We start from the raw sequence: 15722 nt of genomic DNA on the forward strand, positions 1-15722 counted from the left end.
TATTGTTTTTATTTAGTTTGAGCAATGCGACGACGACAGCGCCACAATAAATAATTGACCAAAAACCAAAAGTTTTTAAAGGTTTTATTGGTGGTTTGCTTATGGTGATAACGATAATAAATTTGCTGCGCAATAACCGCCAACCGGAACATACCGAACACTTCGTAAAAGACAAAGTCATCCATTTTGGTACCGGTATGCTGGCAGTAATAATCAATAATTTGTTGCCGGGTTAACATACCAGGATAATCACTAGGTTGGCGTTTTGTTGCTCGCGCTACCCGGTCATCATCGGCCTCTATCCAATACGCCAGAGCATTGCCCAAGTCCATCAATGGATTACCCAGAGTCGCCAGTTCCCAGTCTAAAATACCGATAATTTCAGTAGCATCATCAGGGTTCAAAATCAGATTATCCAACCGAAAATCGTTGTGCGTTAAACAAATAGTTTCTTGCTTGGGTTTATTTTCTTTCAACCAGCGCATGACCGACCCTGCACCAAACACATTCCAGGTCTTAGCCTTTTCATAGCGGCCGCACCAACCATTGACCTGGCGGTCAGTATAACCAGCACCTTTAGCAATCGAACGCAGCCCGGTACTGTCGAGATCCACTCGATGCAGCTCAATAAGCTTATCCAACGCATTAGTATTGAGTTGCTGCGCTTGTCCGGCCGTTAGCTGCAAGTCTTTGGGAAAGCGACGACGTGGAATAACCCCCGTAATATGTTCCATAACATAGAACTCTGCACCAATCACAGACTCATCGGTACAATGCGCTAACATACGCGGTACATAAGGGAATTCAGGCCGTAATTTTTTCTGCAACCGATACTCTCGACCCATGTCGTGTGCCGACTTGGCCTTAGTGCCTGCTGGCGGACGCCGCAACACTAGAGTTAAACCATTGTAGTCCAGCCGGTAGGTCCAGTTAGAAGCACCACCGGTATATTGAGTAATTTTAAGTTCGCCGCGCTCGGCTGGCAGCTCGTCACCAATATTGTCCGTTAGCCACTGATCAAGCTCCGCTATCGGTAGCGCTTCTTCTTCACGCACATCACTGGCTTTATCAAGAACATTATCTGTCATTATTACGTCCCTGCCACTGTTTTAATTCGGTTTTCGCAATAGTCGCTCGATGCACAGCATCAGGCCCATCAGCAATACGCAACGAACGGGCAACGGTAAGCAGGCCAGGTAAAGGCGTGTCGTGACACATAGACGCGCCACCAAAAAGTTGCATGGTTTCGTCGACCACATGCTGTAGCACGCTTGGTGCAACCAGTTTAATAGCCGAGATTTCCTTAATTGCTTTGAGTGCGCCAATATTGTCGATCTGCCAAGCAGCATAAAGGGTCATTAAGCGAGCCTGATCAATCGCTACCCGCATGTCGGCCAAACGCTCGGTATTGCCCCCCAACTTTAATAACGGCTGACCAAACGCGATACGCGAAACTCCGCGCTCAATAAACAACTCCAACGCGCGCTCGGCCGCGCCAATAGCTCGCATACAATGATGAATACGGCCTGGACCCAAGCGTCCTTGTGCAATCTTAAAACCAGCTCCCGGGCCAACAATAATATTCTCTTTGGGAACCCGCACATTGTCGAAAATAACTTCCCCATGACCATACGGAGCATCATATTCACCCAATGCCGGCAACATGCGTTCAATATTTACGCCTGGTGTATCTAACGGCACCAGCACCATCGAGTGCTGATGATGTTTATCGGCATCTTCATCAGTCAATCCCATCACGATAGCGATTTCAGCATCCGGATGTCCTAACCCAGTGCTCCACCACTTACGTCCGTTAATAACCCACTCATCACCTTCAGCAACAATGGTGGTTTGCATATTAGTCGCATCCGAGGAGGCAACATCAGGTTCGGTCATGCAGAATACAGACCGGACCTCCCCATCAAGTAATGGTTGCAACCAGCGTTTTTGCTGAGCTTTGTCACCAAAGTAATGCAAAACTTCCATATTACCGGTATCCGGTGCATTACAATTAAAAATTTCCGGCGCCAGCAAACTGCGGCCCATGCGCTCTGCGAGCGGCGCGTACTCTAAAGTCGACAAACCAGCACCCAATGTGTCATCGGGTAAAAACAAGTTCCAAAGTCCCTGTTCGCGAGCCATTTGTTTAAGCTCCGCAACCCGCGGTGGTACCTGCCACTCTCGCCAATTCGAGGTACTATTAAGCCGGTAATTTTCTTTTTGATATTGGTTCTCATACGGCTCAATAAACTCAACCATAAAGGTATCAAGCCGCGCTAAGTAGTCCTTCGTTTTTTCACTGTAGGAAAAGTCCATAACACTGTTCCGTAGCCGATAATTAACTGCATTGTAGACACGAAAGCCTTGCTGGTACAACCAGCATTAAAGCTCCTCGCATCAAGACGATTTACTTGTTGAACTCCAGGCGCAACCTTATTAAGCAGTTAAAAAAATGCAGTGAGCGCTGCTCTAAGGTAGAATATGCAGACTTATCACTAATGAGTTGCATATTTATACATGACTTTTTCGGAACTCGGACTTTGCCCTGAAATTCTAGCCGCACTAACACGCCAAGGTTATACAGAACCCACCCCCATTCAAAGCCAGGCTATTCCAGCCGTGCTTGCAGGCAATGACGTGATGGCTGCTGCACAAACAGGCACAGGTAAAACCGCAGGTTTTACTTTACCGATTTTAGAGATGCTTAAGGGAAATGAACGCGCTAAAGCGAATACAGCACGCGTTCTAATTCTCACACCTACTCGTGAGCTAGCCGCTCAGGTCGGCGAGAGCGTTGCTACATATGGTGCCGGTCTCCCATTAAATTATGCGGTAGTGTTTGGCGGTGTAAAAATCAATCCGCAGATGATGAAGCTTCGCAAAGGCGTTGATATTCTTGTCGCCACACCGGGACGTCTGCTCGACCTTTACCAACAAAATGCAATTCGCTTTCCGCAACTAGAAACATTAGTCCTTGATGAAGCCGACCGCATGCTCGATATGGGCTTCATTAACGACATTAAAAAAATTATTAAGTTACTCCCCGCTAAACGACAAACGCTGATGTTCTCGGCAACGTTTTCCAATGACATTCGTGCCCTCGCTAAAAGCTTGGTCAATGATCCGGTAGAAGTGTCCGTAGCGCCACCGAACGCCACCGCAGAACGTATCGAGCAAATCATGTATGCCGCGCAGAAGAGCGAAAAGCCGCGCATGCTGATGCAAATACTGCGCGACCTAAACTTGCCCCAAGTTCTTGTATTTTCACGCACCAAGCACGGCGCTAATCGGTTGGTGAAACAGCTGGATAAAGACGGGTTTCTGGCCGCTGCTATTCACGGCAATAAAAGCCAGGGCGCCCGCACCAAAGCACTGGCCGACTTTAAGGCAGGCAAGGTACAGGTGCTTGTCGCCACCGACATCGCTGCACGTGGCCTCGATATCGAAAAACTGCCCTATGTGATCAATTATGACCTGCCTCAGGTCGCTGAAGACTATGTGCATCGGATTGGCCGCACCGGTCGTGCCGGTCAAGTTGGGCATGCTATTTCATTGGTAATGGACGAAGAATTTAAAACACTAAAAGCCATTGAAAAAGTCATTGGCCAACCAATCGAGCGACATAAACTGGACGGTTTTACCGACGTTGAACTCACCGGCAGAACGCCGGCTCCTAAAAAAGCTCAGCGTCCACCGCGTAAACCACGAGGCCCAGGTGGAAATGGTCGAAGAAACGACTAAATAGGGTTGTTAGCACATAACAGTAACTTGCGCCCTAGGCGCAAGTTACCTAATGCGCCAGCACCACAACGGCCAGAAACGCTCCTAAAAATATCCCTGTAACCAGAGCAATCATAAGTGGCAGTGCTTGTAACCAAACCGGCTTGTCATTTTTGATATTACCTGTTTGCTTTAGCACTACTTCTGCATCAACTTGCATCAAGTTGATATCAAATACAGCGTTCAATGCCTGTACCGTCTCGTTAGACACCTGACCATCACGTTCAGCCCGCTGGATAGTTCGCAGGCTTACGCCACAAGCATCGGCTAAATGTTGCTGTGTCCAGTTACGCCGTTTGCGCTCTTCACTAATGAGGTTGTTATCCACTAACATGCCTTACCCCATTACCATTAAAGCTGCTTTAGCCGCTAAAAATCCTGTTAACAGACCAACACCAAACAGAATTATGACCATTTTTACTAAGTCACCCTTACTCTCTATCGAACGCATATGCTGTGAAGCGATAACCTCACCGTTTTTAATTAGATCGCAGGTTACCTCACAGAAGAACGAGCCCGTAACAGTAAAACGAATCGTATATTGCTCATCATTCAGCGTGAATATGTGCTCACTCCCTTTAGCTATGACACGTTTTTCGCTGACAGATTTTCCATCTACTCGCACCAGCTCGTTACCGGTGATGCTATTCCCCGACGCGATGATAGTATGTCCGGCATGTTCAAAGTTAAAATTAAACCGAAAAGTCAGTTGTTCAAAGATGCTTCGTTTCATTTTTTTACCCGTTAGTGAATGTCGGCAAAACATTACCAAGCCGATGGTAGCGTTGATACGACACTTTTGCGACTGTCTTGTGGCGGGCGGGTTGGCAATCCTTCTCTATCGGTTTATTCTTCAAACAACAATAACTCGACAAAAAAGCCAAATGATGACTACCCCTAATGATTTAACACTTTACGAAGCCATTATGCTACTTGCTCTTCGCGAAGAGCAAGGCACGATGAGCGGTGCCTATGTGGAATATGCGACAGCAGGTGCGCTGCTGGCTGAGCTGTTACTACAAGGTCATATTAAGGTCGACAGTGACAATAAAGATAAAGTTGCCGTTGTTGATAGCTCTGCTACCGGGGACGCGTTACTGGATGAAGCTTTACAAACCATTCTAGAGGCCAAGCGCCCTCTTACACTGGATGACTGGGTCCAGGAACTGGGTACTATCAAAGACCTAAAGCACAAGGTCGCTGCCGCGTTAGCTAATGATGGTATTGTTGCCGCCGAGAAAGAAAAGGTCTTGTGGCTGTTCGAACGTCGAGTTTATCCAGAAATTAATCCTGAGCCCGAGCAACGACTACGCGATGAATTACGCGATGTCGTGCTCTCTAACGAGGAGGCTATTGAGCCCCGCACAGCTATTACAGTGGCGCTAGCCAATAGTGCCCACCTATTGCCACAAGTATTCAGTAAACAAGAATTAAAGGACCGCAAAGAACGCATTAAACAGCTGGAAAAAGGTGAATTGATTTCGACAGCCGCCAAAGAGGCGGTGGCTGCGATCGAAGCAGCAGTAATGGTCGCCGCTATTATGCCTGCCATTACAGTTGCGGCGACCACCTCTAGCCCCAGCTCATGCTGAGATTATAAAACTCAAAAGCTTTTTCCAGGCAGAGAGTTTCTAAAAATTTAAGCTTGGCTTTTCACAACACGAAGCAAGCTCAGATAACTAATAAGAGCTGATATAACCACCCAGAACGCAACAACAGAGCACCAAACAGTGGGCGCAGCTGCAGTGACGCCAAACTCTTCAAATTGCAGTTGAGTTGGCTCAAACAGGGATGCCATGCCTAGGTATTGGAGCGGAATGTTCATCCACAAAAGGCCGGCAAATATAACCGGAACAATATCCAGGTTTACAAGATCGGACAGCACCAATAACACGGGGGGAGCGTTCAAAACCAATCCAATCTTTAGCGTTCTTTTTATGAATAAATTCACACAACTTCCTTTTAATGCGAAACCAGCTCTATATTAATAGAAAAAGCCCGACATCAGAAGGCCGGGCTTGAATTAAGTCGAGTTACTATAAACTCAGCTTTTAAGCTCACCGGTAGCTGACTCAATATGGGCCCGAACAAACCATTGGTACTGCTCCAGTTCGGCCAATTGACCTATCAACATATCTTCGGATACCGGATCCAGCTCAGCTAATGCGTTAAGTGCGTCACGGTGGTCTTTATTAATGCCGCTATATACTTTATCCAATTCGGCTAAATGTTCGGTAACCAGACCTCTGCCAACCGAATAATCCTGCCATGAGCGACGGTCGACAATTGATTGAGGCGTGCCGAGCGGCACACCGCCCAAGGTGGCAATACGTTCAGCAATGGTATCGGTCATTTCTCGAACTGACTCAACTTGCGGGTCGAGCATTTCGTGTACACCGATAAAATTAGGCCCAACAACGTTCCAGTGGATGTGTTTTAGGGTCAGTTGTAAATCAATAAGCGCAACCATGCGATTGTCGAGCAATGCGATTGTTTCTTTCGCAGATTCGCTCTTCATACCCGGAGCAGTAAACTCAGCTAATGTTTCTGGTTTCTCGCTCTTATGCATTATTCCTCCTACTGTTTATCAAGCAACTATCTATGGGCTACGCTTGAAACGCCCCGTTGGATCTAGGGCGTTAATTTATGTCTTGTTTACTAAGGTGCCGGGCCAATGACACGGTAACTATTAAAAGAATAACTGGAAACACGACATACCAGGTTATCGCGCTTAATGTACCAACCCAGACTTCATTTTTAGCGGCGCCGATCAACAAGGTCGTGTAGAGAACGTACAAACCAAAAAAGAGACCGCCCTCTAAACGGCTTAAAGTGTTGCCTGTTATTACCAGTGGTAGAGCCAATACAGCAACGCCCAACATGACCAGCAAGTCCTGTTCGATTAACTGTGCATTACCAACCAACCCTTGCCCGCTAACTAAGCCAGAAATACCAAGCACAGCAAGTAAATTAAACGTATTACTACCTACCACATTGCCCACTGCTATATCCTTTTGGCCTTTAATGCTGGCAACAATGGAGGTAACAACTTCGGGTAACGAGGTCCCAATCGCTAAGATAGTTAGCCCTATAATCGCTTCGCTTACGCCAAAAGCTCTGGCGATATCGACAGCACTGCTGACTAACAGATTGGCACCGACAATCAGTAGCGCCAAACCAACGATTAACCAGAGCAGGCTTTGCCAAACTGGATAATTTTTTACCGCAACGGCAGCGGCCTTGTCAGAGCTGTTTGATCTCGTAGCGAGAGGTTCAGACTTTTTTCCCTGAATAAATAAGAAGCCGGTGTAAACCACTAACAGGATCACTAAAACAACAGACTCCCACAGACTCAGTAGGCCATCCATTGCCATATAAAACACAAGTCCAGTGACAAGCACCATTATCGGCACGTCTTGCCGTATTAGCTGCTTTGAAATTGCCAGCGGCGTGATAACAGCCGCTAGTCCTAAAATAAAAAGCAGGTTAAAAATGTTGCTGCCAACAACGTTTGCCATTGCCAGTTCGGTTTTATCGGCAACTGCTGAGTTAATACTCACCGCCAATTCGGGGGCGCTAGTACCAAAGGCGACCACAGTCAGCCCAATGACAACCGCAGGAATACCCATTTTTTCAGCCAGACGCGAAGCACCTTTAACGAGCCCGTCTGCACCAACAATCAGAAGAACCAAGCCTATTACCAATAAAAAATACGTCATCTCTGCCTCATACTGTTAATTATTATGGTTCGCTATGATCGAATAATATCAGCCGCCCGTTGGGCCCATATCTTTGCCGCAGTTGGATTGGGATGAAAGCCGTCTCTGGCCATATATTTTGCACTAAACGGCAGATCGAGTTTTAGGTAGTGTACCTTTGCATTTGTCAGGCAATGTCGAGCCAGCAACTTATCGAGCTGCCGCGCCTGTTGACCGATAAACCAACGCAGCGGCTGCGGCAGCGCCGGAAAATGATGCATTGGCGGTAAACCGGTATAAATAATTTGCGCGCCGCCAAGTGTATCTCGTAAATAACCAGTGAGTTCATTTAAGTCACGTTGCCACTGCCTATAACTCGTGCGCTTTGTCACGTCATTGACCCCCACAGAGATAACGACTGCGTCAACAGAGGATAGACTAAGTTTGGTGTTGCGCACCATGTCTAACACTCCAGCACAAGTTCTGGATGACTGTGCCACTAACTGCCAATTCACCTGGTGGTGTTTAGACAGTAAACCAGCCAGCTGTCCCGCTAACGCATCATCCTGTGTTTTACAGCCAACGCCTGCCGCAGCCGAATCTCCGACGATCAGCAAGTTCAAATCTGTGCCCGTTCCGCAGCTGCCCTGTTTCTCCCCCTCGGCCTCAGGTAGCCGAAGAGTGCTTCTGTGTACGCGCTTACCTTGCAAAATAAGCCAGGGCGCAAGTAACGGCATCAATAATCTGTGCACGGAACCTCACTCACATTTTTTTTGAATTTTTGTTCAGGTTTCTAATCAATTAGATTATATTATGTCCGTTTTTTAAGTGTGAACACTTTTCTATCATTCAGTGATAACTGGTATCACTGTTAGTTGTAACAAGGCAGTTATGAAAAAAAATCTACCTATCACGGGTGTTGAACAAGAATTTTCAAGCCGTGCAAATATCCTCTCTACCACCAATCTGAAAGGCCAGATTACTTATATAAACCATGATTTTATCGACATTAGTGGATTCTCCAAAGAAGAGTTAATCGGAAAAAACCATCATATCGTTCGCCACCCGGACATGCCATCCCCCGTGTTCAAGATGTTCTGGGCCGACCTTAAAGCCGAAAAGTCCTGGATGGGCATTGTCAAAAACCGCTGCAAAAACGGTGACCACTATTGGGTCGATGCTTATGCAACACCCATTAAGAAAGACGGCAGCGTGCAAGAGTACCAATCGGTTCGACGTAAAGCACACCCTCAATATGTAAAGCGGGCTCGAGCGGCTTACGCCGCTATCAATAATGGCAAAAGCCCAGCAAGCGTTAAAGACTCTTTATCGCTAACCAGCAAGTTACTAGCCAGCGCCCTACTGCCGCTGCTGGCAACCTTGTTGAGTTATCTATCACTTGGTTCTGGCACCGCCCTATTAATTGCCTGCATGCTAGCTACCATTATTAGTGTAAGTGCTATTTTTTGGTGGCTAAAGCCCTTGCAGCAGGCCATCAGTCAGGTCAAAGATATTACTGATGATAAAGTGGCCCGATACGTTTACACCGGTCGCTCTGACGAGTCGGGCTCAATCTTGCTTACCATCAAAAAACTCGAGTCGGAAAATGCCGCGTTAATTGGTCGAATTAACGATATGTCATATACCCTGAGTGATAATGCCTCCAGTCTTAGTACGGCAGTCAGTCAGTCGAAAACCGGGACTATGCAGCAATTTGAACAAACAGAACACGTTGCTACTGCCGTTGATCAAATGTCCGTCAGTATTAATAGTGTCGCTGAAAGCGCTAAGGAAGCATCAGCCGCGTCCACTCAAGGGCTAGCGACAGTAAGCACCGGTAAGCAGGTCGTTGACACTAATGCGGCTTCGATCGCGCAATTAAAAACTCAGATTAATAGTGCCGCGCAGGTCATTAATCAAGTATCAAGAAGCAGCGACGACATTGAGAAAATACTCGACGTAATTCTGGGAATTGCTGATCAAACCAACCTATTGGCATTGAATGCTGCTATCGAAGCAGCCAGAGCTGGCGAACAGGGCCGCGGCTTTGCTGTGGTTGCAGACGAGGTGCGCTCGTTGGCGACTCGCACACAAGAGTCAACTAAAGAGATTCGAGGCGTGATTGAGAATCTTCAGGGCGGCGTTAAGAACGCGGTCGACGCAATGGAATCTGGCGAGAAAATGGCTCAGGAAAGCGTCGAAAAAAGCCAGGAAACCGCCTCTTATCTGGAAGAAATTTTAGAAGTTATCAATACGGTCTCAAAAATGAGCGACCAAATCGCTCAGGCAGTTGAGGAGCAAAGCAAAGTCTCTCAGAATATTAGTGAAAGTATTACCACTATTAAAACCAGCTCTGAGCAAAACCTGGATGCCGCTAAGCTAAGCAGCGACGTAACCGACAAAACGGTTAACATAACCCGCCGCTTGGATCAGCTGACAAATCAGTTTTGGGAGGACCGACAGGCCAGCTAGTAGTGCTCAATAGATTAATTTAGAAAAAGCTGATAGCGTTTAAACAAGATTGTTGACGCTTGAGGTATTAAATGAAGACGATTGGGCTAATTGGTGGCATGAGCTGGGAGTCCACTCAGACTTATTACCGGTTAATAAACCAGAAAATAAGGTCTCAATTGGGTGGGCTTCATTCGGCTAAAGTCATTCTCAATAGCCTGGATTTTGCCGAAATTGAACCATTGCAGCGCAATGGCGACTGGCAAGCGACAGCCAAGATTCTTTGTTCGGCGGCACAGTCGCTACAATCAGCAGGTGTGGACTTTTTGCTGATTTGTACCAACACCATGCACAAGGTTGCGCCGCAAATCGAGCATTCGGTGCAAATACCACTGCTACATATTGCCGACGCAACGGCCAAGGCTTTGCAAAAAGATAGTATTACACGCGTTGGTCTGCTCGGAACAAAGTTTACTATGGAACAAGACTTTTATCGGGACCGTCTGCAACAGCATGGCCTTGAGGTTGTAATTCCTGGAGCAAAACAGCGAGAGCAAATTCATTCGGTTATTTTTGAAGAGCTCTGCCAGGGTATTACCACCTCCTCTTCAAAAGCAGCTTATCAAGAAATAATAAGAGATTTGGGCGAGCAAGGTGCCGAAGCCGTTATTTTGGGCTGTACCGAAATAGGATTGTTGCTACAGCAGTCGGATACCGACTTAGCACTTTACGACACCACCGAAATACATTCAGAGCAGGCAGTGCAGATGGCGCTTATTACTTAGCGACCACTTTGTTTCTGCCGCTCTTTTTAGCGCTATAGAGTGCATTGTCGGCTTGTTGCAGCCATTCATCTGCGTTCGGAAATGACGATGAAAACTCAGCCACACCCAGGCTCACCGTTAACTGAATGGATTGTTTTTTATTGCCCTCAGTAAACTCTAGAGGTGTTTTTTCAATCTGCTGACGAAGCCGCTCCGCCACCATTTCTGCCTCATCCAGCGAGGTTTTAGGCAGAGTAATAGCAAACTCCTCTCCGCCGTATCGGCCACAAATATCTGTCTCTCGTTGGTTTTCCTTAATAATATCAGCAATTAATTGAATTGCTTTATCACCCGCTTGATGGCCGTAGTTATCGTTTACCGGTTTAAAGTGATCAATATCTAATAAAATAACCGATGCGCTATCTCCATAGCGACGACAGCGGGCAAACTCCTGCTCAAATGACTCCTGCCAGTAGCCACGATTAAAAAGCTGACTTAATGCATCTGTACGACTTATCGACTGCAACTGCAACAGGTTGTTAGCCTCCTCGCTAACATCGTATATGAGAGCACAGACGCGTTCGACTTTTTTCTCTGTAGAGTATAATGGGAACAGAGTAATGTTTTGGAACATAAATTCTGACTGCGCAGTAAATGGCCGAACATTATCAAAAAACAAACTATGAGCTTCTTGTTGCCAATTACAATGCGCCTGGATACCTAATTTCAAAACCGCATCAGTTTTATATTCAAACCAACTTTTAGGCAGTGTCGGCAATAGTTTAAATAGGTCTTTATCGCGCGCGGCCACACTACTAATGCCGCTGTGATTCTCCATAAAGCCGTTCCAAACTTCAACTTTGTAATCTCGGTCAAAAACCACCAAACCGACTTCAATATTATGAAGTATCTGTAAAATCCAATGCAGGTTCCCAACCGACAATTCTGTTTTATGCATTATTCAGATACCCCGCTCGCTCTTCAAGCACTGCAATAGAACTCTCTGTAAATATGACAAATAAATCACATGCTAAATGATAGTCAGGAATGTCGTAATCAATATCAATAACCAATACCTGTTTATCTTTAACCGCCTCTTTAAACAGCTGGTTAACCGGTTCGCTCATACCAATCACTGACGGCTGACTTATATTTAGTTCCAGATCCAATTGCGATGCAAAACGTTGCAAGAATGCGGCAATAAGCACCGAGGCTATATCTAAGAAGATACTCTGGTAGTCATCTTCAAACTTGTGCTGATGATAACGTGACAACTTATCGGGTAAGTCGTGCAGTGTGCGGTTATCGACAAATAAAATGGCTTCTCCTGCTACCGAGTTGCCAACAAACCCCTCGGAAACCGCATTAACATGAGTATCTGCGTCAAACTGCAACACTCGCGGAAGATCCTGGTACGGAGTTACCGTTACCTTAGGCAGCGGAAGGTGGATATACGTTCCCAACATATCGCTCAGTAATTTTGCCGCATCGCCCAAAGCTACATTGGTGACTTCGTTTAAAATATCCGTAACTTCGACAGGTTCTGATTCTACTGAGCGCCGTTGCTGATGTTCCGGTAGCAATTCACGGATAAGACCGTATTCAGCTAGTAACTCATGCAGTTCATCATTGTCGATCGGTTTTTTAATAAAACCCAACGCGCCTAGCTGCTTTGCGCGCTGTTGTGATGCTTGCTGAACATCTCCGGAAATAACAATAGATAAGCAGTCTAATTGCCGATCACGAATTTCTTTGAGAACGTCAAAGCCGTCCATCACTGGCATGGTCAAATCCAAAAACAGCAACTCTGCTTGGCCATCCTCGATTAACGCCAAGGCTTGTTCGCCGTTTTCGGCAAAGTTGATATCGACATCCCAGTCACTGGGTAATGCCTTCTCAATGCTTTTTCTGGCGAGCTTTGAATCATCACAAATTACTAATTTCATCGGCGTGTACTTGTCTTAGCAATAATTTTTGTACAATATCTTAACATACCTTACTTTGCAGCTTAACCGAATGGATTCAAGTCAAACTAATAAAAACTATTATAAACAATAGTCGTTGGATATAGATAGAAATGATGCTGTTTGATTATGCCGTTGATCAACATCTGAATGATTGGTTGCAACCGTGACATTGGCAAACTACGTAAAACGTCGAACTGGTGTTGCTTTAGGGGCTAAGGGTTCGCTGCGCAATATGCTATATCGCTCATTAGGAGCGGGCTCTTTCGCCGGCTTCTGGCGTTACTGGAATCCAATTTGGAGCTATTACCTGACAACGCACATTTTTAAGCCTAGTAAGCAATATGTACCGGCCGGGCTCGCGATTATTATAACCTTCACCGCCAGCGGCGCCATTCATGATTTGGCAATGAATATTGCTGGCCAAAAGTTATGGTTGTTATTTACACCCTGGTTTGCGGTCATGGGCGTTTGGGTGGTCATCTCTGAGCGTTTTAGATTTCAATACGCAGGTAAATCATGGCTCCTGCGTGTGGTCATTAATCTGACAACCATTACATTGTGTTTCTGGGTGGCCAATTTTATTTTTATCAAGCATTAGAAGTTCTTCGTTAAGGGGTCTCGGTGACGTCATTTTTCAACACCAGCGCCATCAAAAAGATAATCGCCAGAGGTGGTACGAAAGCCGATACCAAACCAACAATAGTTGTTACTAGCGGAGTTTGCGTTTTACGCTTGCCAAGATAATAGCTAATCACAGCCATAATAATCGCAAGTACAAAAATGAGCTGTCCGATAAGCGTGGCATTAAGATCCATAACGTATAAAATCCCTTTTAATTGTTGAGAATGCCAGATTACTACCAGCTTTTTAAGCTTTCAAGGTAAGACATCTCGCGTCGTGGACGCGAGCTACGTTTTAGGTATAAAAAAACCCGGCGCGAGGCCGGGTTTCGATTTCTTAAACGGGCGGAATTACCAGCCTGTTTTTTCAGCTACGGCTTTGCCGATTTCTGCAAGGCTGCGTACTGTCTTAACGCCTGCCGCTTCTAGCGCAGCAAACTTCTCATCTGCGGTACCTTTACCACCAGCAATGATAGCACCAGCGTGGCCCATACGTTTACCTGGAGGAGCAGTAACACCTGCAATGTAAGAAACAACTGGTTTAGTAACATTGTTTTTAATGTACTCTGCCGCTTCTTCTTCTGCAGTACCACCGATCTCACCGATCATAACGATAGCTTCGGTTTCTGGATCTTTTTCGAACAGTTCCAGAATATCGATGAAGTTAGAACCCGGGATAGGGTCGCCACCGATACCAACACAAGTAGACTGACCGAAACCGGCGTCTGTTGTTTGCTTAACGGCTTCGTACGTTAATGTACCTGAACGTGACACAATACCCACTTTACCTTTCTTGTGGATATGACCAGGCATGATACCAATCTTACACTCGTCCGGAGTGATAACACCCGGGCAGTTTGGACCGATCATACGCACGCCTTTGTGCGTCAGGTATTCTTTAACGTAAAGCATATCCAGCGTTGGGATACCTTCAGTAATACAAACAATCAGTTCGATACCTGCATCAGCAGCTTCGATGATTGAGTCTTTACAAAAAGGAGCCGGAACGTAGATAACAGAGGCTGTTGCGCCTGTTGCTTCTACTGCTTCTTTTACGGTGTTGAATACAGGCAGGCCTAAATGCTCTTGACCACCTTTACCAGGAGTAACACCACCGACCATTTGCGTGCCGTAGGCAATCGCTTGCTCAGAGTGGAATGTACCCTGTCCACCAGTAAAGCCCTGGCAGATTACTTTGGTATTTTTATCGATCAAAATGCTCATTATTGACCTCCTGCCGCAGCAACCACTTTATCAGCAGCATCAGACAAACTTTCTGCTGCGATAATGTTAAGGCCACTTTCATTCAATTTGTCTGTACCCAGTTCTGCGTTGTTACCTTCCAGGCGAACCACGACAGGAACCTTAACGCCAACTTCTTCTACCGCGCCAATGATACCTTCAGCGATCATGTCACAACGGACGATTCCACCGAAGATGTTAACCAATACGGCTTTAACAGAGCTATCAGACAGGATGATTTTGAACGCTTCTGAAACACGCTCTTTCGTCGCACCACCACCAACGTCAAGGAAGTTAGCAGGTTCACCGCCACTCAGCTTAACGATATCCATGGTGCCCATAGCAAGACCTGCACCGTTGACCATACAGCCAATGTTGCCGTCCAGAGCTACGTAGTTCAGTTCCCATTTAGCCGCTTCTGCTTCACGCGAGTCGTCTTGCGACGGATCGTGCATTTCACGGATTTTAGGCTGACGGTACAATGCGTTGCTGTCGATACCAACTTTCGCATCCAGACAGTGCATGTTGCCTTCATCAGTAATAACCAATGGGTTAATTTCCAACAGCGCTAAGTCGTACTGTTCGAACATTTTTGCCAGACCTAAAAAGATCTTGGTAAATTGCTTAACCTGATCTGGGTTCAAGCCTAGCTTAAAGCCTAACTCACGACCTTGGTATGGCTGCGCGCCTACGGTAGGATCGATTTCAGCTTTCAAGATTTTTTCAGGTGTTTCTTCAGCGACTTTTTCGATTTCTACGCCGCCTTCAGTCGATGCCATGAACACAATTTTACGTGAACCACGGTCAACAACCGCACCTAAATAAAGCTCGTCCGCGATGTCAGTGCAACTTTCAACCAAAATCTTAGCAACCGGCTGACCTTTTTCGTCGGTCTGAAAAGTTACTAAGTTTTTGCCTAACCACTGCTCTGCAAACGCACGAACTTCGTCTAAACTTTTTACTAATTTTACGCCGCCCGCTTTACCGCGGCCACCAGCGTGAACCTGACATTTGACAACCCAAATGTCACCACCAATACGTTTTGCCGCTTCTACCGCTTCATCAGCAGTGTCGCAGGCAAAACCTTCAGATACTGGCAAACCAAACTCTTTAAAGAGTTGCTTACCCTGATACTCATGCAAATTCATGATGCTCTTCCGATTCGTTGAAACAACAAAAACAGCTTAAACGCTGCCTACC

18 protein-coding genes are annotated in these 15722 nt (G+C 46.2%); 5 read left to right on the plus strand and 13 right to left on the minus strand.

The features are described from left to right. Nucleotides 1–8 precede the first annotated feature (8 nt). A complete protein-coding gene (locus CWI81_RS04605; protein WP_126784054.1) occupies nt 9–1088 on the minus strand; it encodes a phosphotransferase family protein in 1080 nt (359 codons plus the stop codon). Then, complete coding sequence (locus tag CWI81_RS04610) at nt 1078–2316, minus strand: acyl-CoA dehydrogenase family protein (protein WP_126784056.1); 1239 nt, start codon at nt 2314–2316, stop codon at nt 1078–1080. Before CWI81_RS04610 ends, CWI81_RS04605 begins: the two co-directional genes overlap by 11 nt. Before the next feature lie 201 nt (nt 2317–2517). Here CWI81_RS04610 and CWI81_RS04615 point away from each other — a divergent pair, with 201 nt between their 5' ends. Beyond that, nucleotides 2518–3741, plus strand: a complete 1224-nt coding sequence (locus CWI81_RS04615) for a DEAD/DEAH box helicase (RefSeq protein WP_126784057.1) — start codon at nt 2518–2520, stop codon at nt 3739–3741. 49 nt (nt 3742–3790) lie between these two features. Here CWI81_RS04615 and CWI81_RS04620 read toward each other — a convergent pair whose 3' ends face one another. Both CWI81_RS04620 and CWI81_RS04625 read right to left on the minus strand, forming a co-directional pair. After that, nucleotides 3791–4114, minus strand: coding sequence for a helix-turn-helix domain-containing protein (locus tag CWI81_RS04620; RefSeq protein WP_126784059.1), 324 nt, complete (start codon nt 4112–4114; stop codon nt 3791–3793). Between the two features lie 3 nt (nt 4115–4117). Further along, nucleotides 4118–4513 (minus strand): hypothetical protein, encoded by a 396-nt coding sequence (locus CWI81_RS04625; protein WP_126784060.1) that lies wholly within the window; start codon nt 4511–4513, stop codon nt 4118–4120. Between CWI81_RS04625 and CWI81_RS04630 the strand changes: the two genes are divergently transcribed. Continuing rightward, complete coding sequence (locus tag CWI81_RS04630) at nt 4500–5372, plus strand: GOLPH3/VPS74 family protein (protein WP_241970341.1); 873 nt, start codon at nt 4500–4502, stop codon at nt 5370–5372. The two genes, CWI81_RS04625 and CWI81_RS04630, sit on opposite strands and share 14 nt — an antisense overlap. Before the next feature lie 47 nt (nt 5373–5419). Here CWI81_RS04630 and CWI81_RS04635 read toward each other — a convergent pair whose 3' ends face one another. The 4 genes from CWI81_RS04635 to CWI81_RS04650 all read right to left on the minus strand — a co-directional run bounded on the left by CWI81_RS04635 (nt 5420) and on the right by CWI81_RS04650 (nt 8215). Next, a complete protein-coding gene (locus tag CWI81_RS04635; protein ID WP_126784062.1) occupies nt 5420–5731 on the minus strand; it encodes a hypothetical protein in 312 nt (103 codons plus the stop codon). Nucleotides 5732–5824: 93 nt separating this feature from the next. After that, nucleotides 5825–6349 (minus strand): DNA starvation/stationary phase protection protein Dps, encoded by a 525-nt coding sequence (gene dps, locus CWI81_RS04640; protein WP_126784064.1) that lies wholly within the window; start codon nt 6347–6349, stop codon nt 5825–5827. A 70-nt stretch (nt 6350–6419) separates the two neighbouring features. Continuing rightward, on the minus strand, nt 6420–7499 hold the full coding sequence (locus CWI81_RS04645) for a calcium/sodium antiporter (RefSeq protein ID WP_126784066.1): 1080 nt from the start codon (nt 7497–7499) through the stop codon (nt 6420–6422). A 32-nt stretch (nt 7500–7531) separates the two neighbouring features. Next, nucleotides 7532–8215, minus strand: coding sequence for an SGNH/GDSL hydrolase family protein (locus CWI81_RS04650; protein WP_126784067.1), 684 nt, complete (start codon nt 8213–8215; stop codon nt 7532–7534). A gap of 154 nt (nt 8216–8369) precedes the next feature. Between CWI81_RS04650 and CWI81_RS04655 the strand changes: the two genes are divergently transcribed. Then, complete coding sequence (locus CWI81_RS04655) at nt 8370–9950, plus strand: methyl-accepting chemotaxis protein (protein WP_126784069.1); 1581 nt, start codon at nt 8370–8372, stop codon at nt 9948–9950. 71 nt (nt 9951–10021) lie between these two features. Further along, nucleotides 10022–10714 carry an aspartate/glutamate racemase family protein gene (locus tag CWI81_RS04660; protein ID WP_126784071.1) on the plus strand — a complete coding sequence of 231 codons (693 nt, stop codon included), beginning with the start codon at nt 10022–10024 and terminating at the stop codon, nt 10712–10714. On the opposite strand, the gene CWI81_RS04665 is transcribed toward CWI81_RS04660, so the two are convergent. Together CWI81_RS04665 and CWI81_RS04670 are read right to left on the minus strand one after the other, a co-directional pair. Further along, entirely contained in the window at nt 10707–11651 is a 945-nt protein-coding gene (locus tag CWI81_RS04665) for a GGDEF domain-containing protein (protein ID WP_126784072.1), read from the minus strand. The two genes, CWI81_RS04660 and CWI81_RS04665, sit on opposite strands and share 8 nt — an antisense overlap. Then, the gene (locus tag CWI81_RS04670) at nt 11644–12639 is read right to left on the minus strand and encodes a response regulator (RefSeq protein WP_126784074.1); all 996 of its coding nucleotides are present in this window, start codon (nt 12637–12639) and stop codon (nt 11644–11646) included. Before CWI81_RS04670 ends, CWI81_RS04665 begins: the two co-directional genes overlap by 8 nt. Nucleotides 12640–12823: 184 nt before the next feature. Here CWI81_RS04670 and CWI81_RS04675 point away from each other — a divergent pair, with 184 nt between their 5' ends. Then, nucleotides 12824–13258 (plus strand): MBOAT family O-acyltransferase, encoded by a 435-nt coding sequence (locus tag CWI81_RS04675; protein WP_241970342.1) that lies wholly within the window; start codon nt 12824–12826, stop codon nt 13256–13258. A 10-nt stretch (nt 13259–13268) separates the two neighbouring features. On the opposite strand, the gene CWI81_RS04680 is transcribed toward CWI81_RS04675, so the two are convergent. The 3 genes from CWI81_RS04680 to sucC all read right to left on the minus strand — a co-directional run bounded on the left by CWI81_RS04680 (nt 13269) and on the right by sucC (nt 15670). Continuing rightward, entirely contained in the window at nt 13269–13475 is a 207-nt protein-coding gene (locus tag CWI81_RS04680) for a hypothetical protein (protein ID WP_126784077.1), read from the minus strand. Between the two features lie 156 nt (nt 13476–13631). Further along, nucleotides 13632–14504 (minus strand): succinate--CoA ligase subunit alpha, encoded by an 873-nt coding sequence (sucD, locus tag CWI81_RS04685; RefSeq protein ID WP_126784079.1) that lies wholly within the window; start codon nt 14502–14504, stop codon nt 13632–13634. Next, complete coding sequence (sucC, locus tag CWI81_RS04690) at nt 14504–15670, minus strand: ADP-forming succinate--CoA ligase subunit beta (protein WP_126784080.1); 1167 nt, start codon at nt 15668–15670, stop codon at nt 14504–14506. Before sucC ends, sucD begins: the two co-directional genes overlap by 1 nt. Between the last annotated feature and the right edge of the window lie 52 nt (nt 15671–15722).

This window comes from Idiomarina seosinensis, from assembly GCF_003987275.1.
In the GTDB taxonomy this organism is placed as follows: Bacteria; Pseudomonadota; Gammaproteobacteria; order Enterobacterales; family Alteromonadaceae; genus Idiomarina; species Idiomarina seosinensis.